This window comes from Bacteroides sp. 519 (assembly GCF_010500955.1).
GTDB lineage: Bacteria > Bacteroidota > Bacteroidia > Bacteroidales > Bacteroidaceae > Bacteroides.
This window is the reverse complement of the sequence record NZ_QVMJ01000039.1, coordinates 1-25,225: the sequence shown is the minus strand read 5'-3', so window position 1 is coordinate 25,225 and position 25,225 is coordinate 1. Positions and strand designations below refer to the sequence as shown.

At 40.3% G+C, this 25,225-nt stretch carries 19 protein-coding genes; 10 read left to right on the top strand and 9 right to left on the bottom strand.

Going from position 1 to position 25,225, the window contains the following annotated elements; translation table 11 throughout:
- Positions 1 to 18: 18 nt before the first annotated feature.
- The 3 genes from D0T85_RS20475 to D0T85_RS20465 all read right to left on the bottom strand — a co-directional run bounded on the left by D0T85_RS20475 (position 19) and on the right by D0T85_RS20465 (position 7,398).
- Positions 19 to 2,064, bottom strand: a complete 2,046-nt coding sequence (locus tag D0T85_RS20475; protein ID WP_163215377.1) for a SusC/RagA family TonB-linked outer membrane protein — start codon at positions 2,062 to 2,064, stop codon at positions 19 to 21.
- Positions 2,001 to 3,113: a SusC/RagA family TonB-linked outer membrane protein gene (locus D0T85_RS22870; protein ID WP_163215376.1), complete on the bottom strand. Its 1,113-nt coding sequence runs from the start codon at positions 3,111 to 3,113 to the stop codon at positions 2,001 to 2,003. The genes D0T85_RS20475 and D0T85_RS22870 overlap by 64 nt, the downstream gene beginning before the upstream one ends.
- Before the next feature lie 256 nt (positions 3,114 to 3,369).
- Complete coding sequence (locus D0T85_RS20465) at positions 3,370 to 7,398, bottom strand: two-component regulator propeller domain-containing protein (RefSeq protein ID WP_163215375.1); 4,029 nt, start codon at positions 7,396 to 7,398, stop codon at positions 3,370 to 3,372.
- 302 nt (positions 7,399 to 7,700) lie between these two features.
- Here D0T85_RS20465 and D0T85_RS20460 point away from each other — a divergent pair, with 302 nt between their 5' ends.
- Positions 7,701 to 7,877 (top strand): hypothetical protein, encoded by a 177-nt coding sequence (locus D0T85_RS20460; protein WP_163215374.1) that lies wholly within the window; start codon positions 7,701 to 7,703, stop codon positions 7,875 to 7,877.
- Between the two features lie 201 nt (positions 7,878 to 8,078).
- Here D0T85_RS20460 and D0T85_RS22565 read toward each other — a convergent pair whose 3' ends face one another.
- Positions 8,079 to 8,219: a hypothetical protein gene (locus tag D0T85_RS22565; RefSeq protein ID WP_203558539.1), complete on the bottom strand. Its 141-nt coding sequence runs from the start codon at positions 8,217 to 8,219 to the stop codon at positions 8,079 to 8,081.
- Positions 8,220 to 8,342: 123 nt separating this feature from the next.
- A complete protein-coding gene (locus tag D0T85_RS20455; protein ID WP_163215373.1) occupies positions 8,343 to 9,020 on the bottom strand; it encodes a histidine phosphatase family protein in 678 nt (225 codons plus the stop codon).
- Between the two features lie 267 nt (positions 9,021 to 9,287).
- Between D0T85_RS20455 and D0T85_RS20450 the strand changes: the two genes are divergently transcribed.
- From D0T85_RS20450 to D0T85_RS20410, 9 genes are all read left to right on the top strand, one after another.
- Positions 9,288 to 9,947 (top strand): TetR/AcrR family transcriptional regulator, encoded by a 660-nt coding sequence (locus tag D0T85_RS20450; protein WP_203558538.1) that lies wholly within the window; start codon positions 9,288 to 9,290, stop codon positions 9,945 to 9,947.
- Between the two features lie 21 nt (positions 9,948 to 9,968).
- Positions 9,969 to 11,435, top strand: a complete 1,467-nt coding sequence (locus tag D0T85_RS20445) for a TolC family protein (protein ID WP_163215372.1) — start codon at positions 9,969 to 9,971, stop codon at positions 11,433 to 11,435.
- A 29-nt stretch (positions 11,436 to 11,464) separates the two neighbouring features.
- Complete coding sequence (locus tag D0T85_RS20440; protein WP_163215371.1) at positions 11,465 to 12,478, top strand: efflux RND transporter periplasmic adaptor subunit; 1,014 nt, start codon at positions 11,465 to 11,467, stop codon at positions 12,476 to 12,478.
- A gap of 38 nt (positions 12,479 to 12,516) precedes the next feature.
- On the top strand, positions 12,517 to 15,681 hold the full coding sequence (locus D0T85_RS20435) for an efflux RND transporter permease subunit (RefSeq protein ID WP_163215370.1): 3,165 nt from the start codon (positions 12,517 to 12,519) through the stop codon (positions 15,679 to 15,681).
- Positions 15,678 to 15,971: a PG0541 family transporter-associated protein gene (locus D0T85_RS20430; protein WP_163215369.1), complete on the top strand. Its 294-nt coding sequence runs from the start codon at positions 15,678 to 15,680 to the stop codon at positions 15,969 to 15,971. Before D0T85_RS20435 ends, D0T85_RS20430 begins: the two co-directional genes overlap by 4 nt.
- A gap of 282 nt (positions 15,972 to 16,253) precedes the next feature.
- On the top strand, positions 16,254 to 16,775 hold the full coding sequence (locus tag D0T85_RS20425) for a hypothetical protein (protein WP_163215368.1): 522 nt from the start codon (positions 16,254 to 16,256) through the stop codon (positions 16,773 to 16,775).
- 4 nt (positions 16,776 to 16,779) lie between these two features.
- The gene (locus D0T85_RS20420) at positions 16,780 to 17,172 is read left to right on the top strand and encodes a hypothetical protein (protein WP_163215367.1); all 393 of its coding nucleotides are present in this window, start codon (positions 16,780 to 16,782) and stop codon (positions 17,170 to 17,172) included.
- Positions 17,153 to 19,927: a DUF6493 family protein gene (locus D0T85_RS20415; RefSeq protein WP_163215366.1), complete on the top strand. Its 2,775-nt coding sequence runs from the start codon at positions 17,153 to 17,155 to the stop codon at positions 19,925 to 19,927. The genes D0T85_RS20420 and D0T85_RS20415 overlap by 20 nt, the downstream gene beginning before the upstream one ends.
- 2 nt (positions 19,928 to 19,929) lie before the next feature.
- Complete coding sequence (locus tag D0T85_RS20410; protein ID WP_163215365.1) at positions 19,930 to 20,334, top strand: energy transducer TonB; 405 nt, start codon at positions 19,930 to 19,932, stop codon at positions 20,332 to 20,334.
- Positions 20,335 to 20,430: 96 nt separating this feature from the next.
- On the opposite strand, the gene hutH is transcribed toward D0T85_RS20410, so the two are convergent.
- From hutH to ftcD, 4 genes are all read right to left on the bottom strand, one after another.
- Positions 20,431 to 21,927: a histidine ammonia-lyase gene (gene hutH, locus D0T85_RS20405; RefSeq protein WP_163215364.1), complete on the bottom strand. Its 1,497-nt coding sequence runs from the start codon at positions 21,925 to 21,927 to the stop codon at positions 20,431 to 20,433.
- The gene (locus tag D0T85_RS20400) at positions 21,924 to 22,553 is read right to left on the bottom strand and encodes a cyclodeaminase/cyclohydrolase family protein (RefSeq protein WP_163215363.1); all 630 of its coding nucleotides are present in this window, start codon (positions 22,551 to 22,553) and stop codon (positions 21,924 to 21,926) included. Before D0T85_RS20400 ends, hutH begins: the two co-directional genes overlap by 4 nt.
- A 106-nt stretch (positions 22,554 to 22,659) precedes the next feature.
- Entirely contained in the window at positions 22,660 to 23,916 is a 1,257-nt protein-coding gene (gene hutI, locus D0T85_RS20395; RefSeq protein ID WP_163215362.1) for an imidazolonepropionase, read from the bottom strand.
- Between the two features lie 171 nt (positions 23,917 to 24,087).
- Positions 24,088 to 24,990, bottom strand: coding sequence for a glutamate formimidoyltransferase (ftcD, locus tag D0T85_RS20390; RefSeq protein ID WP_163215361.1), 903 nt, complete (start codon positions 24,988 to 24,990; stop codon positions 24,088 to 24,090).
- Between the last annotated feature and the right edge of the window lie 235 nt (positions 24,991 to 25,225).

Below are 25,225 nucleotides of genomic sequence, written 5' to 3'. Positions count from 1 at the left end.
TTTGTATGCTGTTTATTATTAAAAAGTAATGTTTACACCTGCCGAAAGTTGTTTGTTTAGCGGGTATTTATTTACTGATGCACCAATTTCAGGATCCATTCCTGGGAAGTCTGTAATAGTCAACAAGTTCTCACCAGCCAGAAATACTCTCAACTTCTGCATACGCATTTTAGCAACTAAACTGTTTGGTAAAGAATAACCAATTTGTAAAGTTTTCAATTTCAGGTACGAACCATTATATAGGTTTGTTGTATTTACAGCTTGGTTACCCAATGACCCAGTACCATATTTTAAACTTGGATATTTAGCATTGATGTTGTTGAGAGGATCATTTGGGTTATTCTCGTTATAATAATAGTATTGTTTGAAGTTGGATGCAATTTGTTCGCCATCAGTTACATTGGTAGCATTGATACCTCTTTCATACATGTAATAGTACATTCCAAAGCTACCAGCCCATGTCATGCTCATATCAAAACCTTTCCATGCTGCGTTCAAGTTGATACCTAATGTGTATTTAGGCATAGATGATTTACCAGTAAATACCCGGTCGTGTGTATTACCGAAAATTTTGTCACCATTTTCGTCAGCATAAATATACTCACCATAATTTAACTGTCCTCTTCCAACTGTGCTTTTAGGTTGGAAAGAATATCCAGCAGCAATCATATCTTTTACCCATTGCAAGTCTTCTGGTGTACGTATCATACCATCCCTAGGTCCTCCAAGTGGGTCAACATTTCCACTTCCGTCTTTATACTTGCCTGTTCCTTTATATCTTTGCAACATATAATATTCATCGAACATATGTCCTTCAGTACGAATACCATTATTTTGAGTTGTAGCCGATTTACCGATATTACTAGTGTATTCACCTTTATCATTCCAACCAGCTTCAAATTTACCTAGGTATTTGGTTACCTTGTTCTGATTATACGAGAAGTTTATATTCGCGCCATATTGGAAATCTTTGATTCGATCATTCCACCCCAATGTAACTTCCAAACCACGGTTACGCAAATCAGCTGTATTTTGTGTTGGTGCTGTAGCTAACCCCATAGTAAATGGCATAGTTGGATTTGTTAGAATACCTTCTGTAACTTTGTTGTAGAAATCTACTTCAAGAGTTAGTTTGTTGTTTAAGAATGACGCATCAAGACCAATTCCTGTTGAATTGATATTCTCCCATTGAATAATTGGGTTACCTACCTTAGTTACAGCTAAACCGTTAGATATATTACCTCCAAAAGAACTATTTATAATAGAATAAACTGATTGCCAATCATAATAACCTGATGTAACATTACCTAATTTACCCCAAGATGCACGAAGTTTCAGATTACTTAACCAAGAACGTGTATTTTCCATAAACGATTCTTCTGATATGCGCCATCCTAAAGAGAATGAAGGGAATGTACCCCAACGATTATCTGGTGAGAAACGCGATGAACCATCACGACGCACATTGGCTTCTAATAAATAACGTCCTTTATAGGCATAGTTGATACGTCCGAAATAAGAAAGCATACCATAGTCGCGTTCGGAAAGATCATTGTCCTTATGATAATTGATATAAACCATTTCAGATGCTGACTGCATATCATGAATGGAGAAATCCATTAGGCCTTTTTTCTGTGCATTATCAGTACGTGTGTTGTAATAATATTGCTCATAACCAGCTAGAACATTGATGTCGTGATCACCAAAAGTATTCATATAGTTCAATGTTCCAGTAAGTGTATATTCATACCGTCTGTCCATTGCAAAATTAACTGTTGCTGCATCAAGTGTAGGTGTAGAAACTATTACTTTATCTTTACGGAAACTATACCCTTCTGTATGTTTCGAATAAGTATCTGTTATGTGCGAATAATCTTGATAATTAGCATTAATTTTACCAGTAAGTCCTTTCATTATGTCAACTTCTGCGTACCAACTTGTACTGATACGGGTAGTTGTTTTTTTACCACCCGACATTGCAGTCCAACGGTAAACATTATTCAGATCTTTCTTTTCTTCATCAGCCTCAGGTGCGCCAAATTTTCCATCATACTTGGCAACCATACCTGGGTTAGTTTGGAAAGTAGGTATTTGGTGTTTTTGCTACCACCAGTAACAGATAAATTATGCGTTTGCATGAAGCTGCTTTGGAACATTTCTTTTTGCCAATCAGTATTTGGATAAGCTACCCAATTAGGTATTCCCCACTCGCTTGTTGCATTAGGGTTTTTTGATGCTTCACGCCATGCATCAATGGTGTCATCACCATATTTTTGACTTTGGCCCATATTACTGCGAGCGATATTAAATGCATCCATATAGTCAGCATAATTCGACATGAATTTAAAGCGACTCTGGGGGCTTTGACTAGCAAAGATACCTGTGTATGTAACTCTTGGAGGAGTGTCTTGCTTACCTCTTTTTGTGGTAACCAAGATAACACCATTTGCACCACGTGAACCATAGATTGCAGCCGAAGCAGCATCTTTCAGTGTTACAATAGATTCAACATCATTGGGGTTAATAGAATTCATGTCTCCAACTGATCCGTCAATGATTACCAATGGACCTCTATAGTCACTGGTGAAAGTACTTACACCACGTACACGAATATTTCCGTTATCACTTCCTGGTTCACCAGAACTTTGAGATACTGTTACACCTGCTGCTAAACCTGCCAGTGCAGAGGATAGGTTAGTTACTGGGCGACTTTCTAGTTTCTCACCAGATACATTCGAAACCGAACCCGTAAGATTCACCTTCTTCTGTACACCATAACCTACTACCACTACCTCATCAAGAGCTTGAGAGTCTTCTTGTAGTTTCACATTAATAGTAGTGTTATTACCTACTTTAATTTCCTGTGCTGTAAATCCGATAAACGAAAAGACCAACACATCATCAGAACCGGATACATTGATTGTAAAATCACCATCGAGACCTGTTATGGTTCCCGTTTGTGTGTTTTTTATAGCAATACTTACCCCTGGCATAGGGTCACCAAATGAGTCGACAACTGTGCCGCTCACTGTTCTACTTTCTTGTGCAAACAGGTTAACTGTTAGAAACAGCATGCACAATGCGTAGAGAATTTTAGTCTTAATTGTTTTCATTAAACTTGTAATTAGTTAATAAGGTTTCTTTAATAATTAGTAAAACAATACTTAGGATAGGTTCATGTTATCATACTTTTATTTTTTGAGTTAACGAATTATTCATATTTACGCGTCTTAAGGTTATAGAAATGTGATAGCACAAAACTAGAGTTTATACATAGAAGCAATGGAGCTATTAATCTTAAAGAGGTATCAAATAATCCAGTATTGGTATTTTAACACATAGGAAGGGGCTGAAGGCGCGAAAAGGTACTCAATCCCGCTTCCTGAACTGAACCGGAGTTATATTAAACTGTATCTTAAAGCATTTACTAAAATACCGGGGTGAGCTGAACCCTAATCTGTCCGAAATGTCCGAGATTTGCAAATCGGGTTCATTCTGAAGAAGGTTTGCAGCCAGCTTAAGTTTGTAGTTCAGAATAAACTCGTTGGGAGTCATTCCGGTTAAGCTCTTGAACTTAGAGAAGAGTGTACTGCGACCTAATGCCATTTCTTGTGCCAACTGATTAATGTCGAATTCCGGATCGTCGAGATATTCAATAATAATACTTTCGGCTTTCTCAATAAAATTCAGATCGAGTTTGTTTGTAGCAAGCAATTTGGTGTCTGTAGTGGTTTGCTGCTTGTATTTGTTTTGTAGCAACTTTCGGTTTCTTATTAAATTGTTGCAACGGGCAATCAATAGTTTGGCATTAAAAGGCTTTCCAATATAATCGTCGGCACCACGTTGTAGCCCTTCCATGTTTTGTTCGCTCGAGGTGAGGGCGGTTAATAGTACTACAGGGATGTGGCATAGATCGATGTTACTTTTTATACGCATACACATTTCCGTACCCGTCATTCGTGGCATCATAATGTCGCTAAGAATCAGGTCGGGATGTTCGTCGATTGCTTTTTGCAGCCCCTCTTCTCCATTGCGGGCAGAAACCACCTGATACAATGGGCTGAATAGTGCGATTAGCGTTTGCAATAGCTCTTCATTGTCTTCAACAATCAGGATGATGTTTTTCTCCTCCTTTATATCATCGTTGATAGATGTTTCGAGCGATTCGGTCATTGTATCCATAAAGAACGGATCGGGCAGGGTGTCGGGTTTAATGTTTTCGATGGCCGAATCGGTAGCTATCGAAGCCCCTTTGTCGTTTGCAAAATGCTCGTTTCCCTTTTTTAGGGTGACCGTAAAAATACTGCCGTAGCCCGGCTGACTCTTTACTGATATTGTGCCATGATGACTTTCGACAATGCTTTTGGTTAATGCCAATCCGATACCGGTTCCGTTTCCGGGTAAGTTTTCGGGTTCGTTACCTGCCTGATAAAACCTGTCGAATATCTTTTCGATATCTTTTTGGTTTATTCCAATACCGTTGTCGATAATCTGTAAATCAATAGTATCTTGCTTTTCAACTACGATAACTTCAATAAATCCTTGGGCTTTGGTATATTTAAAGGCATTGGAAAGTAAATTGTATACCACCTTCTGCATTTGTATGGGGTCGAACCAGGCAAGTACCTTTTCGGCTTTCGACTGAAAAGTATATGTAATATGGTGTGCTGCCGAGAATTCGTAGAAATTTAAATAAATCTCTTGCACAAACGAGGCGAAGTCTTTTTCTACAAGATTCAATACTACGTGGTTTTGTTCAAACTTCCTAAAATCAAGCAATTCGGAAATCAGCCTTCGCATCTGATAAGTGTGCTTGTATATCTTTAGTATTTTATTGTAGATAGTGGGCGAGAGACTGGAGTTTTGCAACAGCACTTCTACTTGCGATATGATAAGTGTTAAAGGGGTTCTGAACTCGTGACTGATGTTGGTGAAGAACCTTAATTTGGCCTGATTCAGGATTTCAATCTGTTCTTTATCTTTTTTCTCCAGATCTAATGATGTTTTGAGTTTTATTTTGCTGTATTGAAAATAAACCAACGTAGATATAATGAGCAATACCAGTAATATATACAACACTATTGATATGGGAGTGGCATAGAAAGGGGTTTTTATATGAATTGCCATACTGATTTCGCGGATAGATTTGCTTTGGTTTATTTCTTTTTGCCGTACTTTTAAAACATAATCTCCCGGATTAAGGTTGGTGTAGTAAATGTTATCTTTAAAAGTACTGATCCAGTTAGCATCGAATCCTTCCAGTTTATATTCGTAGATGTAATTATCTAACATTCCGATGTAGTTATTGGAAGTGAAAGAGATAATTAAATTGTTTTGTTTATGGCTCAGCGTAATTTTATCGGTGTAGGCAAGTGCCTTTTTCAGGATGCCGCTTTTATCATTGGGCGTAATAACCTTGTTGGATATTTGTAGTTGCGAAAAGAAGATGTTATAATCTTTGTTGATGTTAAACAAATCGTCCTCGAAAAATGTAGTTAAGCCGTCTGTGCCTCCTGCAAATATTTCGCCATTGTCGCCAACCAACAAACCACAGCCTTCGTTAAATGCCGATACAATCAAGCCGTTTGTACCTAAAGATACATGTTCGAACGTTCCTTTTTGAGGTAAGAAAAATGATAAACCGTTATCGGTAGTCAGCACCAGATTTCCTTGCCGGCTTTCGGCTATGTTGTAGCAATAATTGCTCATCAATGCGCCGTTTTCTACCGTAAAGCGTTCAAAGGTGTCTGTTTCGGGATTAAACCGGGATACTCCCGAGCCTCTACCGGCAAAGTAAATATCGCCATTGGCTGTTTGCAACATTTTCATAATCTGAAAGCTTCCCAGTCCTTTTTCGCCAAACCTATATGTTTTTACATTAGCTTCGTTTTTCAGGTCTATTTGCAACAGACGATCGGTTTGCGATATCCACAATTTCTTGTCTTTATCAACAAGGATAGAAAGCCCATTAATAATTTTTTCTTTAAACAGGTATTTTACCGAATCGTTTGCCATGTTCATAACAAACAAACCGTTTCGGGCTGTAATTAACAAACTGTCGCCCACAATTTGCATGCTGTGTATAATATCGCCGGGTGTATTGGGTGTGTGTTTCCATACCGACAGGTAATTGGTGAATTGATTCCGGCTTATGTCGTACTTCGAAATCCCTCCGGTGTGTGTACCTATATAAAGCGAGTGTCTTTTTTGGTCGTATACTATTGCTTTTATGTTATTGTGGGCAATAGAATTGGGGGTTCTGTTTGCCATAAAATGAGTAAACGATTTTGTTTTTCTATCTAACTTATTCAAGCCTCCCCCCTCTGTGCAAATCCAGATGTCGTGGTTCTTATCTTCAACCATGTTGCCCACAAAAACATGGCTCAGGCAATCGCTGCGCAACGGATCGTCGGTGTAATATGTAAAGATGTCGCTATCCGGATTGAAATAATTCACCCCTCCATAATAGGTGCCCACCCATATTGTACCTTGTTTATCTTGATAAAGCGAAAACACCGATGCATGGTTTAAACTACCCGGCTGTTTAGAAGGCGAATACAGGGTGAATTTTCCAGTCTCGGGTTCATACTTCTGTAGTCCGTTAAATGTACCAATCCATAAGTTTCCTTTTTTATCTTCCAAAAAAGCCCTTATCTGGTTGCTTGCTATAGAGTTGGGGTTACCTGGTTGATGAAGGAACTCTGTTATCTGCCCGTTCTTATCTATTTTGTGCATTCCGTCCATCCGGCAACCAATCCAGATGTCGCCCGAGGAGGTTTCGTATATCTCGGCTATATCTTTGGCCGGAATAACCAATACAGGGTGCTGGTCGGTATTTGTTTTTTTGTAGAATCCATACGAGGTTCCAATCCACAAAGTTTTATTTGTAGCCCGGTGAATTTTGGTGATCGGACTCTTTAAACCAGTTTTCAAAATCAGTTCTGCTGTGTTGGCCTCGTCGTTCCAACGAAAGATAGAATCGTTTCGCGAATACCATATTTCACCATCAACCGATGCCACTGTATTTACCCTATCTGGTACCAGCAGTTGAATTTCATCTGTTTTAATATTGTATTTAACCAAAGCATAATCTACCCTGAAAAACAGATTGTTCATGTTGTTGCCAGTTATAATAAGTGTATTGCTGGCTTTTACTTTTCCCGATAAATCCGGATAGTGATCGGGGTTTATTACCGGTTTTAGGTTGGTTATCCGGTTTCCATTGTATATGCTGATTCCTTCGTAGGTTCCAAACCACATTCTGCCCAGTTCATCTTGGTAGATAGACATAACGGAGAGTTGGGCCAGACCTTCGTTCGTACCAATATGTTTAAAGAAAATAGCCTGTGAGGTTAATGTAAATATGCAGTACAAGAAGAAAATAGATATTCTTTTCATTGTAATAATGGCTATAGTGAAAGGATAATAATGATCAAAAATAGCTTCACCAGCTAGATAACAGGTGCAATATAGTCCGGAAGATGTACCTTATAGTCCAAAACACATTATTTTGCAATCTACGCAAACTATAGTTAAAAACATATATCTGTATTGCTTATTTTGTAGCCGGTTTAGGTTCAGTTAAGGATACACATACGTATAACATTCGTTGTAAATAGATTGATGATGTGTTGTACAACCACTGTAGATAGAATGGAAAATGACAACCCATTATTTCGTCTGAATATGTTACACGGGTTATGCAAAATTACAATGATAAGATAGTTAAACGCAGTATAGTCGGAAAGAAAAACGCGAACAAACGCTGGCAGAAGAAAAATGGTACTACCATGGCAACAGAACATAACATAACAGAAAAGAAAACATCAGTAGAAAAAGATAAAAAAGAAACTGCTGCTGCTCTAGTTGAGAGTTGAAAGTTGAAAGTTACGATGCCGCATGGAACTCTCAACTCTCAATTCTCAACTCTCAGCTACAAATGAACTGCATTTGCACCCTAAATGAACTGCATTTGTATGCTAAATGAACTGCATTTGAGGTATAAATGAACTGCATTTGAGGTGCAAATGAACTGCATTTTTGGTTCGGTTAGGGCTGAGTTGAACTAAAACACAGAGTCACAGAAACACGGAGCTTATCGAAAATGCCCATAGGGCATTCATATCAATAGAATAATAATAAGTTTTAATCTTCAACCCGGTACGGGTTGCATCGTATCTACCATGCAACCCGTACCGGGTTGTGAAGAGTATTATCATTGCCTTTCTATTGATATGAATGCCCTACGGGCATTTTCGATAAGCTCCGTGTTTCTGTGTCTCCGTGTTTTTATTCAATTCCAATCTGATTTGAACCAAATTTATGGAGTATATAACTGGTATTTACTTGTTGGCAAAAGGTACAACTTCAACTTGCAACCCGGTTATCGGCGAATTCTCTTCCAAAATACGACCAACATCTTCGGCTGTTTGCAAGCCGCTCCACTCCGGTTCTATTACAAAACGGGCTATTGCCTTTACTACATTATCTTCCATAGGAATGAATAATACCATGCCATGATAATTACCTTCGTAGAGATAGATATATAGAGTTGGCGTAGTGAGCCCGCTACATAAAAATGCTCCATCGGTTATTAGAAAAGAAGTTGCCGCGAGATTTGTGGCTCCGTTATTATTTGCGGTAAGGAATGTTGGGATGTTGAGGATCATTTTCTCATCAATCACGTCTTTCATATCATCCGGAACATTGTTAAATAACTCTGCCATGAAAGGAATGGTGCGTATAGCCTTGTCGAGATCCGGAATAGCGAATATCCGCGAAGGATTGCCGAATTCTTGCCCGGCAATTTCGTTGATAATTTCCATAACATCCCCTGATGAGCTTATTGCTCTTACATAGGCAGATGTACCAGCAAGCCGTCCCATCTTTTGGATGAGTAGTAAGCCTTTCTCGGTCAGCGGGCTTTCGGTAACAGATGAAACAGTGTTGGTTGCGGTTGCAAATTGTACCATTGCTATGTGCAACAGTAATAAAAGATATATTGCTTTAAATTTCGTCATAATCAAATAAATTAAGAGTGTTTCGGCTGCGAAGATAATATTTTTTGCTCTTATATCGAAAAACACCGTTTTGAATCCTTTTTTGCCAGCAATGTTATATGAGTGAACTGAGTTTTACTCCATAAATCATAATATTTATCAAAATAGTAAATAAATAGACGAAAACTTTATTTGTATTCTAAGTTTTCTATCTATCTTTGCCGCTCGAAAACTCAAAACGGAAGAAAAGTTTATTTATAAATTTGAGTATCAAGAACATAAATTAAAATGATGGTTGATAAAGCAAAAGAGACAGATTTGAAGGTAGATTTAAGAGAACGAATTATTCTTACGTCGTTAGATGCATTCCGCAAAAACGGAATAAAGAGTATAACAATGGATGATATTGCAGCACTTTTGAAAATATCAAAAAGAACGTTATACGAAATATTTCAGGATAAAGAAACGTTGTTGAAAGAATGCATTCTCTATCACCAGCAATATGTTCAGAAAGCTTTAACACAATTGGTAAATGAATCATCGGATGTGTTGGAAGTTATACTTAAGTGTTACCAGGGTAGCATTGAAATGTATAATAAGGTAAATAAGAGTTTCTTTGAAGACATAAAGAAATACCCCAAAGTGCATGAGATGATTAAGAAGAACAAAGAGAAAGACAATAAAGTGGTAATTGACTTTCTGAAAAAAGGAGTAGACCAGGGGTTGTTCCGAAAAGATATAAACTTTGAAATAATTCATTTCCTTTTGCGCGAACAAATGGATTTACTTGCAGTAAAAGCATTGAATGAATTTCCTTTTCTGGAGGTTTACGAATCGATTATGTTAACCTATTTAAGAGGTATATCTACCGAAAAAGGTATTCGCGAACTCGACGAATTTATGGAAGAGTTTCGCAAAAAACGATCAGAAGAAAACAAATATTCATAAAAAAGAGACGAAACTTTAGGTATGAAAAAGATTAGTAAAAAGAGTGTTTTGGCACTGCTTGTTGTTTTTTCGTTAAGTTTAAACAACACTATGGCACAGGAAACAAAAACAACGCTGAATCTCTCACTAGATCAGGCGCTACAAATTGCTTTGAGCGAAAACCCAACAATTATTGTAGCAGGCCAGGAAATTGAGAAGAAGCAATATGCAAAAAAAGGAGTTGTTGCGCAATTGTTTCCGCAGATCTCTGCTTCGGCAGGATACACCCGCACCATAAAGAAACAAGTAATGTACATGGGCGGAGGAAGCGGAGGAGGAATGGCTTCTATGATTATGGAACCATTGGCTAAGATAATAAATCCGCTGTACGAAGAACTGGGCTTAACTCCCGATTGGGGAAGTGGCGAAGAAACAGAAGCGTCTTCGGGCGATGGTGGTTTCGAAGTTGGATTGGCTAATAACTGGAGTGGAGGTTTTAATCTTTCATTACCAATATTTGCTCCTACGTTATATAAGTCTATCTCGCTGAGTGGGTTGGATGTAGAACTTGCCGTTGAACAATCGCGGGCATCAAAACAAGATCTTAAAAACCAAGTAACAAAGGCTTATTACCAGCTGTTACTGGCTCAAGACTCTTACGAAGTGTTGCAGCAAAGCTACAAACAGGCCGAAGATAACTACAATATTGTAAACAACTCGTTTCAACAAGGGCTTGTGTCGGAGTATGATAAAATCCGTGCCGAAGTACAAGTACGTAATCTTAATCCTAGCTTATTACAAGCTAAAAATGCTGTTCAGTTAACAAAATTGCAATTGAAGGTATTAATTGGAATGGACTCGGACACTGATTTGAATATTGTTGGACGGTTGTCGGATTATGAAGACAATATGTATGTAGACTATATGAAAATAGATACTACATTGGTTTTAAATAACTCTTCGCTCAAACAACTGGATATCCAAAAAGAAATGCTGCTTAAAACATATCAAATGAATAAAGCAGAATATTTACCTACAGTATCGGCATCGGCCATGTTGCAATGGATTGCAATGAATGAAGACTTTAAATTTAAGGATTATAAATGGAGTCCATATAGCACAGTGGGCGTAACAGTATCTATTCCTATATTTACAGGTGGTGCCAGATCGCATAAAATAAAACAAACTAAAATACAGATGCAACAGGTTGATTGGAACAGAATAAACCTGCAACGCAGTTTGAATATGCAGGCCGAAAGCTATATGAATAATATGCAAGTATCTGTTGAACAATTGGCATCGAACAAAGAAAATGTTAATCAGGCGTTAAAAGGGCGTACTATTGCACAAAAACGCTATGAAGTAGGTAAAGGCACAATTCTGGAGTTGAACGACTCGGAGTTAGCACTAACTCAATCTAAACTAACGTATACACAGGCTATTTATGATTTTCTGGTGGCTAAATCAGACTTAGACCTGGTATTGGGTAAAGATGGTGAGGGTAATTGAAAAATAAAAATGAAAAAATACAAAGCACAATGAAAAAAGGTTTCTATTTGATTGCTGTATTAGCAGTCGCTATTTTAGGATCGTGTTCGGGTAAAAAGGATAACGAAACGATAGAAAAGAAAGAAGAAAAACCAGTTGTAAAACTGGCAAAAGTATCTGCGCGTCCGGTTGCCCAGATTCAGGAATACACTGCAACTGTTGAACCGGAAGTGAAGAATAATATTGCACCTGCCTCTCCGGTACGTATTGAAAGAATATTGGTAGAAGTGGGCGATAGGGTAGCAAAAGGACAACGATTGGTTGAAATGGATGCTAATAACTTGAAACAACTTAAACTGCAACTTGAAAATCAAGAAATAGAATTTAAACGTATTGATGAACTATACAATGTGGGTGGTGTATCTAAATCGGAATGGGATGCTGCAAAAACAGCATTAGATGTTAGAAAAACCTCGTATAAGAACTTATTGGAAAATACATCTTTGCTGAGCCCTATTAGTGGTGTTATTACTGCCCGTAACTATGATAGCGGTGACATGTATAGCGGTGGCAATCCTGTACTTGTAGTTGAGCAGATTACTCCGGTTAAACTACTGATTAACGTATCCGAAACGTTCTTTACCAAAATTGTGAAGGGATCACCTGTATCAATTAAGTTTGATGTATATGGCGATGAAGAGTTTACCGGCGAAATTAGCTTGGTATATCCTACCATCAATGCCGATACCCGCACTTTTCCGGTTGAAGTAAAACTAAGAAACCTCGACAGCCGTGTGCGTCCCGGGATGTTTGCCCGTGTAACTGTAAACTTTGGAACTGTTGAGCACGTTGTTGTGCCCGATCAGGCTATTGTGAAACAAGCCGGAGCCGGTGACCGGTATGTGTTTGTTTACAATAACGGAAAAGTATCTTACAATAAAGTAGAACTCGGACGCCGTATGGGTGCTGAATACGAATTAATTTCAGGAGTTGATAACAATTCGCAAGTAGTAATAGCAGGTCAGGCACGTTTGCTCGATAACATGGAAGTAGATGTAAATTGATAGCTATCAATCAGTAACGTTCAAAAAATAATAATGATATGAGTTTATACGAAGGAGCGGTTAAAAAACCGATTATGACCTCACTGTGTTTTGTTGCAATAGTGATTTTTGGTCTGTTTTCCTTATCAAAATTACCGGTAGATTTACTACCGGATATTGATACAAACACGATTATGGTTATTACCTCTTATCCGGGTGCCAGTGCATCGGATATAGAGAATAACGTATCGCGTCCACTTGAAAATACATTGAATACAGTAAGTAATCTGAAACATATTTCATCCAAATCATCCGAAAACATGTCGCTTATTACATTGGAGTTTGAGTATGGATACGACATTGATGTACTTACTAACGATGTGCGCGACAAATTAGATATGGTTACTTCGGTATTACCCGATGATGCAGAAACGCCGATTATCTTTAAATTTAGTACCGACATGATTCCTATCATCATGTTGTCGGTACAGGCCGAAGAAAGTCAGGCAGCACTGTATAAAATACTGGATGATAATGTAGCCAATCCGCTGGCCCGTATTCCCGGAGTAGGTACTGTATCTATCTCGGGTGCTCCCAAGCGCGAAATACAGGTATATTGCGACCCCAACAAATTAGAAGCCTATAACCTTACGATTGAAACAATCAGTGCTATTATAGGAAGCGAGAACCGTAACATACCAGGCGGTAACTTCGATGTTGGTAACGAAACATTTGCTTTACGTGTAGAAGGTGAGTTTAAAGACGCAACCGAAATGTTGAATATTGTAGTAGGTAGCTCTAACGGAGCAAATGTTTACCTGCGCGATGTTGCCCGTATTACCGATACCGTTGAAGAGCGTGCCCAGGAAGCTTATACAAACAATAAGCGTGGGGCGATGATTATTGTACAAAAGCAATCGGGAGCCAACTCGGTAGCTATTGCACAGAAGGTAATAAATTCGATGGACGGATTACAGAAAACTCTTCCTTCGGATGTGAAGTTGGGAGTTATTTATAATACCTCGGACAACATTATGAACACAATTAATAGTTTGGCCGAAACGGTTGCCTATGCCTTGTTGTTTGTTGTTATTGTGGTATTCTTGTTCCTAGGCCGTTGGAGGGCTACTTTAATTATATCGATAACCATTCCGCTGTCGTTGATTGCGTCATTTGTTTATCTGGCCATAACAGGTGGCACACTGAATATTATTTCGCTCTCGTCTCTGTCTATTGCTATTGGTATGGTGGTCGACGATGCCATTGTGGTACTCGAAAACGTAACTACACATATTGAACGTGGGTCCGAACCCAAGCAAGCTGCTATGCACGGAACCAACGAGGTAGCTATTTCGGTTATTGCCTCTACACTTACTATGTTGGCTGTATTCTTCCCACTGACTATGGTTACCGGTATGACTGGGGTACTTTTCAAACAGTTGGGTTGGATGATGTGTATCATTATGATTATTTCGACTGTAGCTGCTTTAACACTAACACCCATGCTCTGTTCGCAATTGTTGCGTTTGCAAAAGAAACAAACCAAAACATTCAAAATACTGTATGGCCCTATTCAAAAAGCACTCGATGGATTGGATAAGTGGTATGCAAATATGTTGGATTGGGCTGTACGTCATCGTTGGGTTGTAGTATTGGCTTGTGTGGCTTTCTTTGTATTAAGTTTATTCAGCATGAAGGGGATTGGTACCGAGTTTTTCCCAACTCAGGATGGTGGTACACTTTCGGCAACGTTAGAAATGCCCATTGGTACAAAGAAAGAAGTAGCGCAAGAGGTAGCTCAACGACTTACAGACGAGTGGATGGAGAAATACCCTGAAATCATTGTATGTAACTACCGTGTAGGACAGGCCGACTCCGACAATACATTTGCTTCTATGCAAACCAACGGAAACCACATTGTATCTTATAATATCCGTTTGAGCGACCCAGGCGATCGTACACGTGGTATTGTAGAAATAACCGACCTGATGCGTGCCGATTTACGTGCTTATCCCGAATTCAGTAAAACACAGGTAATCCTTGGTGGTGGAGGCGGTAGCATGGGAGGACAAGCTAGTGCCGACTTCGAAATCTATGGATACGATATGGCTGTTACCGACCGGCTAGCTGCCGACCTGAAACGCGAATTGTTCAAGATAAAGGGGGTAACCGAGGTTAACATCAGCCGTGGTGATTACCAACCTGAGTATCAGGTAGACTTTGACAGAGAGAAACTTGCTGTACATGGCTTGAATCTGGCTACTGCCGGAACCTACTTGCGTAACCGTATAAACGGTGCAAAAGCTTCCCAGTATCGCGAAGATGGTGACGAATACGATATTGTAGTACGTTACGCTCCCGAGTTTCGTACCAGCATTGAAAGTCTTGAAAACATCCTGATTTACAATAATAAAGGAGAGGCAGTACGTGTGCGCGACCTTGGAACTGTGGTAGAACGCTTTGCACCTCCTACCATTGAACGTAAAGACCGCGAACGTTTGGTAACAGTATCGGCTGTTATTTCGGATGTGCCATTGGGTGATGTAGTTGCTGAAGGAAAACGCCTGATTGATCAGATGGATGTACCAGCTAATATCAACATACAGATTGCCGGTACTTACGAAGACCAGGTAGAATCTTTCCAAGATCTGGCTACTTTAGGATTGCTGATTGTTATTCTGGTATTCATTGTAATGGCTGCCCAGTTTGAGTCGCTCACCTATCCGTTTATTATCATGTTCTCCATTCCGTTTGCATTTAGTGGGGTAATTATGGCACTGTTTGTTAGTGGCAGTACCCTGAGTGTAATGAGTTTGCTGGGAGGTATCATGTTGATTGGTATTGTGGTGAAGAATGGTATTGTGCTTATCGACTATATTATCCTTTGCCGTGAACGTGGACAGGCGGTAATCAATTCGGTAGTAACAGCTGGTAGAAGCCGTTTGCGTCCGGTATTAATGACCACCATGACAACCATTCTGGGTATGGTTCCGATGGCAATTGGTGGAGGTCAAGGTTCCGAAATGTGGCGCCCAATGGGGGTAGCCGTAATCGGTGGTTTAACCATATCAACTGTTCTAACGTTGATTCTTGTTCCGGTACTTTACTGTATGTTTGCTGCTACAGGAATTAAACGTCAACGCAAAGCATTGAGAAATAAACGTGCACTCGATGAATATTTCGAAGAGCATAAAGAGACAATGATTAAAAAGAAAAAACAATGAAGTCAGTACTTATAACATTCGACCAGGCATATTACGAACGAATTATTGCATTATTGGATCGTATGAACTGCCGCGGTTTTACACTTATCGATAAAGTGCAGGGCCGTGGAAGCAAAACCGGCGATCCGCATTTTGGTAGTCATGCATGGCCTTCCATGAACTCGGCTATCATTACCATAGTAGATGATGCCAGAGTTGACCCCTTACTCGATGCCTTACACGAGATGGACCAAAAAACCGAGCAACTAGGTTTAAGAGCCTTTGTGTGGAATATTGAGAAAACAATATAGTGAAGGAGGTAAAGTGAGGTAAAGGAGGTAAAGTGAGGTAAAGGAGGTAAAGGAGATAAAGGAGGTAAAGGAGATAAAGTAGCGATGCCGCATGGTACTTTATCAACTTTATCTCCTTTATCTTTCCTCACTTACTTTTACCTCACTTACTTTTACCTCCCTCTACCTCCTCTACCTCCTTTACCTCCTTTACCTCACTTTACCTCACTTCTCCCTCCTTTTATTCTCTTTTTTTATTTAAAAACCTTACTTTTGTTACTTAAACCTATTAAGTTATATCCAATGTATCGAACCAGAAAAGAAAAACAGTTACTGTTTATTATCCGTTTCTTTACCCTGTTCTTTATTGCCGCTCTCATTGTTTCGGGTGCAACAGCATTCCCATTAGAGGTGGAGCTGAAATTACTTTGTGGCATATTAGGTATTTCTACCGATGTACCTGCCGAAACATATACAGGCTTCCAATATTGGATTGCTTGGGTTTACGAAGGTATTCATCAAACCAACAAAGCCTATCCGTTTCTGGCTTATGGTACCGATTGGCTGGCGTTTGCACATATTGGCATTGCCATAGCGTTTATTGGTGTATATGTAAAACCGGTGCGCAACATCTGGATTGTTTATTGGGCAATGATTTTGTGTGTGGCCATTATGCCGGTTATCTTTATCTGCGGTGCAATACGTCAGATACCTTTCTACTGGCAACTGATTGATAGTTCGTTTGGCATATTCGGTATTATTCCGTTGCTTATTATGCGCCATTATATAGTGAAGCTAGAGGTGCTTTATCCGGGGAAATATTGAGATTATGAGCAAACTGAGGAAAATCACTATTGACGGTGATGAGTATTTATATGGTATAACAACCCAATACCATAAAGAAAACCAAACCAGTACACTAACAATTAGAATATTTTTAAACGGCGAAAAGAAAACACCCTTAATCATTAAGTTCTTAACATTAGACAATTATTTTCTGGGAAACCCATTAAATTCGGGAGTTAAACTATTCCATAAAACAATGAATAGTAACGAAACTATAAATATCAATCACCCTGGACTTATACGAAAGTTTATAGAACTGGGCATAAAGCATGGCTGGACTGGCAGCAATAAAACAGAAGTTCAGAATGGTATTGATTATTTAGAAGAATTGGGTTACAATACAAATAGTATAACAAATGGAACAACAACTACTTAAACTAATCGAAGATATTGATGCCCAAGGCATGATATCTTTTCTGAAAGCACTCACCCCCGACCAGCGCAAAGCACTGGTTCCAGCCATAAAGGAATACGATGATTCAATAAATAACAGTTACGAGAAGAGAAACGAACCACGAATCTGGGAGAAAGAACGAATAAACAAGATTGCCATGTTTGTATGTTTCTCGCCTAAAGAATTTAAAAGTGCTTGGAGATGGGCACCTGATGCCGAAATCCTCGACCAGATACTACCTTGGTATTGCCCCAAGAATTTTGAGGAATACAATATCAGAAGCTCGTACCAATATCTGGTAAAATGGGAACAGGCTGGCTATATAAAAAATGCACGGACAAGGATCCTAAACACATTTCCACGCGCTATATTCCGTAATAACCAAGAAACCCGGGAGTGTGAGTATACACTTGATATAATTGAAGAGTACCCCATTTCACTCGACCAACATATCTGGTGGATGTTTGAAGAACCATCGGGCATAGAATGGAGCAGAAATAATTGTAAAAATATGCCTGCCAAATACGGATATTGGGAAGATACCTTTATTAAATACACTACCGAAGGCCGCCTCGACCGTATGAGGGTGCTCAGAGAAAGTCTGACCACCGTAACCCGCAACTTTAATAAAACGCAGACAGGTTGGTTTGTAAATCTCTTTGTAGTGATGCAACCCACCAACGATGAACTCATTGAACTGCAAGACGAGCTCTTTGCTACCTTAACCAGTGTATGGTCTAAGCCGGTAAGCACAACCATGAAGCTATTTAAAAAGTTGGCTGCCGACCCACGCTTCCGCACCGAAGAGTTTCTTCCTTCGCTACCTCTGTTGTTAAACTCGGAGGTAAAAACAATAGTAACTGCTACTCTTGCTGTTGTTGAAGTATTACTAAAACAAAAGAGTACTTTCAAAGAAGAGATATTCAGTGTGCTTGGAACTGCCTTCCTGAATAAAGACGAAGCAATACAACAAAAAACAGCAACACTATTCATTAAATATCTCTCGCCCGGTGTCGAAGCACAGAACCTATTGTTGCCTTATGCCGATAGCCTGCTCAGTAATACCCGTACTACTTTAAAAGAGTTTCTTCCGGAAGAAACTCAGGTAGAATCGGTACCCGAAGATATTGTTGTTGAAAGACAGCCATTAATAAATGAATGCAACAGAATCCCGGTTCCAACATCGGTAGAAGACTTTGTATTCGCCCTTTCGCAAGCATTGGAAATGCCCGAGCCTTATTACCTCGATCATTTATTAAACAGTATTGCAGTCTGGGGAAACGAAGTTACCGAACAACAATTGGTGCTGCTTGAACCAGTTTTTCAAAAAGTATATAAGGCCCTTGCCAAGTGGGAAATTCCACAATTTGATGGGATGGTACACTTAACATTGACCGATTATGCGGCTTATCTTATTAAAAAATTTCCCAATCAAACCAATACACTAATAAAGTACCGCGATAAGTTGACTGCTTATGATAAAGACAAGCATTATGTAAAGAGGCAAAAACCATTATCGGAGTTACAGGTAAAATCTTACTATACAGGATTTCAACAAATAGCTCTTGGCGTTATTCAAAAGCTTAAAGTGCAAGATAAACTGCCTTTACTCTCTGCTCCAACGCATCTGCCAATCTGGATAGATCCTTTCGTGTTGGTACAAAAGCTTATTGCATATCAGCAGCAAGGTACATCACCTATTGATATGGATATGCAACTTGCCATTCAACGTTGTGCGTTGGATAATACACAAGATGCGTTAGCCTTGGCAAACGAACAGCTAACAGGAGAATTGAAAGATTTAATGTTGTTCCTGTTTAACCGCATGGAAGCCTGGCCTCAACAACCTGATGCCATTGCGCATCCGGCATGGTGGGTAACTGCTGCAATTGTACGTTCGCCCGGAGTGGATTTCCCGGAACTAAAAAACCTTGAATACAAAGATATTCCGGCAGCACATCTTTCTGGAAATCATGGTTGGGAAACCTATATTGAAGAGTATTTGGGTTACGGACAATACAGTACAGAAACTCGTTCGTGGACACGGGTTCCTAAGTTCTGGAACAAAGTGAGGTTAACTACTCCAAAATATGAACTAAAAAAGCATACAAACCCTTTATTTATAGAATATGTATTAGATTCCAGTCCTTCGGACGAATTTATTGAATATATGTTGATGACCATTCCCAACAACCTCGATTTGATAGTAGGATATGTGGGAACATACCTGAATTTCTGCGGATGGGAAGTTGCAGAACAGCGTGTGGGTATCAGTACAGGCAAAGCACTGCAAATACTCGATGTTCCTTTTCGCGAGATGCACTACCTGGCATTATCGGCTTTATTTATGGGCGATCATAAGCCTGCCCGTGATTATGCTTTAAGTATTTGGACAGATCGTGTGATGTCTGGTACCATTGATTCTGCCCGTGTGGGTAAGGCAATCGGTATTGTTGAATCGATAGAAATGAATCCCCTCAAAAGACTTACCGACCTCATTAGCCTGAATATGATGGGAATCAGTGCACAGCACAACCGCGCATTGCTGGAACTAGTCGAGGCTTTGCTGGCCGAACTGAGCGAAAAGCCTATTAAGAATCTGAAAAAGTTATTGGAAATTTATGTAGAATTGCTGGTTCTGAATCAAGCTAAAGCCAATATGGAAAGTATTCCTCAACTTAAGGCTTGGGCAGAAGAGGGGAATTTGAAAAAGGTTGTGAAACGGATAGTTGGCTAGCTATGGAACGATTCTGTTTGATAATTATAATGGCATTAACTTCTCTGTACTGCAAAAGTCAAACAATAGATAGTACCTATATAGAATCGGATACTATTGTGTACGAAATAGTAGAACAAATGCCGGAGTTCCCTGGTGGAACTGCATGCTTTATGTCTTATTTAAGTAAAAACATTAAATTGTCTTCTATAAGTCAGGAGGATGTAGTACACGGACGGTTCATTGCCCGTTTTATTGTAGAGAAAGATGGTAGTATTACAGGAGTATATGTAATCAGATCACTGGGAGTGATTGATGATGAGTATCTACGGGTAATCCGTGAAATGCCGAAATGGGAACCGGGTATGAAGGATGGGAAACCTGTAAGGGTGTGGTATACGTTGCCTGTGCATATCGATTTTCGGTAGATTATCATTTTTCTCCTCCGCCCTTTGGGCACCGCCTCCAAAGAAGGATAGCTTGGATCACCGCCTCGGTGTGCCCGAAAGGCGGAGGAGGAAAAGTCAATAATCAAACTTCGTCCGATTCAAAAACGCCACTGTTTTGTGTATCTCCTTATACATCACAATATCCTCCTTTATAAACGGAACCTCTTTCCGATACTCTTTTAAGAAGTGTTCCAGCATAGGAGACGTTTTCGCCGGCCGGCGGAAATCAATACCCTGAGCAGCATTCATCAACTCTATTGCCAGAATATGCTCCAGGTTATCCATCACCTTATATAGTTTCACGGCAGCATTGGCGCCCATACTTACATGATCTTCTTGTCCATTAGAAGATACAATCGAATCACTCGAAGCTGCATAACAATACATCTTATTCTGGCTCACCATGGAAGCAGCTGTGTATTGCGGAATCATAAACCCGGAGTTTAATCCCGGATTGGCAACCAGAAACTCGGGCAAGCCACGTAATCCCATAATAAGTTGCGCAACGCGTCTTTCGGAAATGTTACCCAACTCTGCCAAGGCAATAGCCAGAAAATCATACGCAATGGCCAACGGCTGACCGTGGAAGTTACCACCCGATATAATTTTGTCCTGATCCGGAAAGATGGTTGGGTTATCTGTTACCGAATTAATCTCGGTAAGCAAAACCGATGATACATAACGAATTGCATCCTTTGTTGCCCCATGCACCTGCGGAATACAACGGAACGAATAAGGGTCTTGCACATGTTCCTTCGCCCGGTCAATAAGTTCGCTTCCCTCAAGCAACTTCCTGAAATTCTCTCCCGTTTCAATTTGTCCCTTGTGCGGACGTATCTGTTGAATGCAATCCATAAAAGGATCAATCAATCCATCGAAAGCTTCGAGGGAAAGAGCGGCAATCAGGTCGGCACGTTTCGATAAGCGGAATGCTTTCAGGATAGCAAACACACCATTCGCACTCATAAATTGGGTGCCATTGAGCAGGGCTAATCCTTCCTTGCTTTTTAGTTTTACCGGCTCCCATCCAAACTCATCCAGTACACTGATGGCTTCGCGTTTCTTACCTTTATAATACACATCGCCTGCACCAATCAAAGGAAGAAACAGGTTTGCCAAAGGTGCCAGATCGCCCGATGCGCCCAGTGATCCACGGTCGTACACAATAGGCATTACATCATTGTTAAAGAAATCGAGGATGCGCTGAACAGTAATTATCTGCACACCACTATGTCCCATAGACAGGGCATGTGCCTTGAAAAGCATCATCAGCTTGATAATTACCGGACGTATTTCTTCGCCTACACTGCAAGCATGGCTTTTCACCAGATTCTCTTGTAAGGTACTTAGCTCGTCGGGCGATATGTTGCGGTTGCATAAGGAACCGAATCCCGTGGTTATTCCATACAGAGGGCTGTCGGACGATTCTATTTTCTTATCCAGATAATCGCGGCATTTCTGAATCCGCTCCTTTGCTTCGGGGGCCAGTTCCAGTTTTAAATTATCGTTGATTATCCGTTCAATAATATCGAATGTAAGTTCGCCGGAACCTACGTAATATACATTTTTCATGATTGTAGTTGTTGGTTTACCTCTTCGAGCAACTGCTTTTCTACTTCGCATGCCAGTAGTTCCAGTTCGTTTGCTTCATCATTCATTTTAGCAACAAATTCTTTATCTTTTAATGAGCCTAAGTTAATACGTACATTCATCAGTGCTCCCAACACTGCCGAACGGGCCGACATCATGGCTACACAAGCATCTGTTACAGCATTTTGGTTTCCCAAATGAGCTACATCCTTAATAAGTAGCATCAAATAATAAGCTTTTCGGGCTACTTCCATTGGTACAGTTGCTGCAAACTTAGTGGCTTCTTGAATGGCGGCACTGCGCGCTGCCTTTTCTTCGTCTGTAGTTTTGGGCATCTTGAAACAATCAAAAACTTTGTTGTAAGCTTCCGAATCTCTATCAACATTAACTACGAATAAGTCTATACCCTCGCGTGCTGCTTCAATTGCGCGTTGCATAAACTCCTGATGTTCCTCATAGTTTTTTTTACCTATGGTAAGGTTGGCCACCATGGCAGTAAGTGCAGAAGCTATAGCGCCATTTAATGCTGCAACACTACCTCCACCGGGAACGGGATCGTTTCCGGCTACTTTATCTAAGAATTCTTTTACGGTTAAATCTGTTAACATGGTATTTAAGTTTTGAGTTATGAGTTTTGAGTTATGAGTTTTGAGCTATGAGTTTTAAGTTTTAAGTTATGAACCGCATGGTAACTTAAAACTCAAAACTCATAACTCAAAACTTATTTAAGTACATTCTGCCTTCTTTTATAGTTACCTCCACACAATTCATCCCTATATAATAAGGTAATACATTGTATTTATCCGAGTTCAGTAAAATCATATCTCCTTTTTTTCCGACCTCTATACTGCCTATACTATCGGCCCGGTTTACCGCGGCCGCACCATTGAGGGTTAAAGCAGTGATTACCTCTTCTATAGTGAGGCCCATATAAATACACGCCAACGCAATAGTTAAGGGTATAGAACCGGAGAAACAACTACCCGGATTCAAGTCTGTTGCAAGCGCTACGGCGCATCCCGCATTTATCATATCGCGGGCGCGGGCATAAGGCTCTTTTAAAGCAAAAGCAGTAAGCGGCAACAAAGTGGCAACTACATTTTTCTCTGCCATCGCACAAATTCCGGCATCCGAAGCCTGTAAAAGATGATCGGCCGAAAGGGCATTTAGCTCAGCAGCCAATTCGGCACCACCCAAAGATACAATTTCATCGGCATGAAACTTAAGGAGGAAACCCATTTCTTTTGCTGCTATCATTAACCGTTGCGACTGTTCTATTGAGAATACACCTTCTTCACAAAACACATCGCAACACTCGGCAAGATCCTTTTTCCGTATTTCGGGCAACATCACTTTAATCAGGAAATCAATATATTCGTCTGCACGGCCGGCGTACTCCTGTGGTAATGCATGGGCACCGAGGAAGGTAGAAACAATATCAACCTGTTTCTTCTCGTTGGTGTCGAGGCTTCTCATTATTTCCAGTTGCATGAGTTCCGTATCGTAATCAAGTCCGTAGCCGCTTTTTCCCTCAACGGTGGTGATTCCCATTGCAGTCATCTTCTTTAAAAAACCTTCTGCTTTGGTACGTAACTGATCGAACGATTGCGCCCGCGTGGCCTTTACCGTACTGGCAATTCCCCCGCCACGTTGCATAATAGACATGTAGCTTTCACCTTTCAATCGCCACGAAAACTCTTCCGAACGCTCACCTCCGAACACAAAATGTGTATGCGAATCAACAAATCCTGGTAGCAGACATTTACCATGCGCATTATACTGATAGTATCCCCAATGAAAGCCTTCGCGCTCTATTCCACGGTGCGGGCCAACGTAGGTTATAATGCCATTGGTTACTTCTACCGTTCCATTTTCAATGATATGTAGCTCGCCCATTTCGTGCCCCTTGCGGGCAGTCGATCCTAATGGTGTAGCTATACGTGCATTAAATACTACTAAATTCTCCTTCATACGGTTTATCTTATTTGAGAATGCATTGCATTTTCTTTATTAACACCCGGGTCTTCAATGCGTGAACACCCGGGTCTACACAACACTAACACCCGGGTGTACATGGCTTGAACACCCGGGTGTACACGGTGTGAAGACCCGGGTGTTAACAGCCTGAATGCACTGCATTTTCTATTCCATGATACGTGCTTCCAACACTTGTTCCATTGAAAAATGCTCCAGACCAAGGTAGTACGAAGCTGTATCTATTAAGGCTTCCATTGGTACCAGTCCTATAACCTCACTTCCTACAATGGTAACCCCGTAGCGCCGTGCCTCTATTTTAGTGAGTTCGAAAGCGCGGTACAAGGCTGTTTTCGAATAATCGGTCATATTGATAGATACCTGGGTAATGTTTCTTTCCTTTAGTTCTACGCCCATTGCTTTTACATATCTCAATCCTCCGTTAACGTGGCGAATGTTCTTGGCAATCTTTGTGGCTATATCTAAATCGTTAGTGCTCAGGTTAATATTATAGGCTACTAGTGGCATACGTGCACCTATTGCCACGGTTCCGGCAGTGGCATGCCGTTCGGCAGGACCAAAGTCGGGCTTCCATTCCGGTTGTTTAATCTTCTCGGCCATGCCTTCAAACTCTCCTTTCCGAACGGCGGCAAGGTTTTCGCGATGGCTGGCTGAGGCCGATTTCTCGTAAAGAAATACGGGCAGATTATATAGCTTGGCAACACGGGCAGCAACCGTTTTAGATAGTTCTATAGCCTCTTCCATCGAAACATTCTTAATGGGAATGAACGGAACCACATCTACTGCACCCATACGTGGGTGCTGTCCTGTATGCTGATTCAGGTCGATTAGCTCAACAGCAGTGCCTATTGCTTCGATTACGGCATTAGATAATGCTTCGGGCTCGCCAACTACAGTAACAACAAGGCGATTGTGGTCTTCGTCGTTGCTGTAGTCCAAAAGCTTAACTCCTTCTTTGGCACGGAAAGAAGATACTATTTTCTCTATTTTCTCTAAATCGCGACCTTCGCTGAAATTAGGTACGCATTCGATGATTTTTTTGAGGTTCATGGTGTTATTTACGATTTTAAATTATTATATTTTATGTGGTTTTCCCTCCCCCTAACCCCCTCCAGAGGGGGACAGCCATGCGGTTTATATCCAAACTCGGTAAGAGAAAAACTTGATGCCGCATGGTGTCCCCCTCTGCTAAAGTCATTTGACTTTGCAAGCGATTAATACTCTTTAACGTTCTTTGAAATATTGTTTATAATATCAAGATATTGACCTATTACTGGTTTTGCAA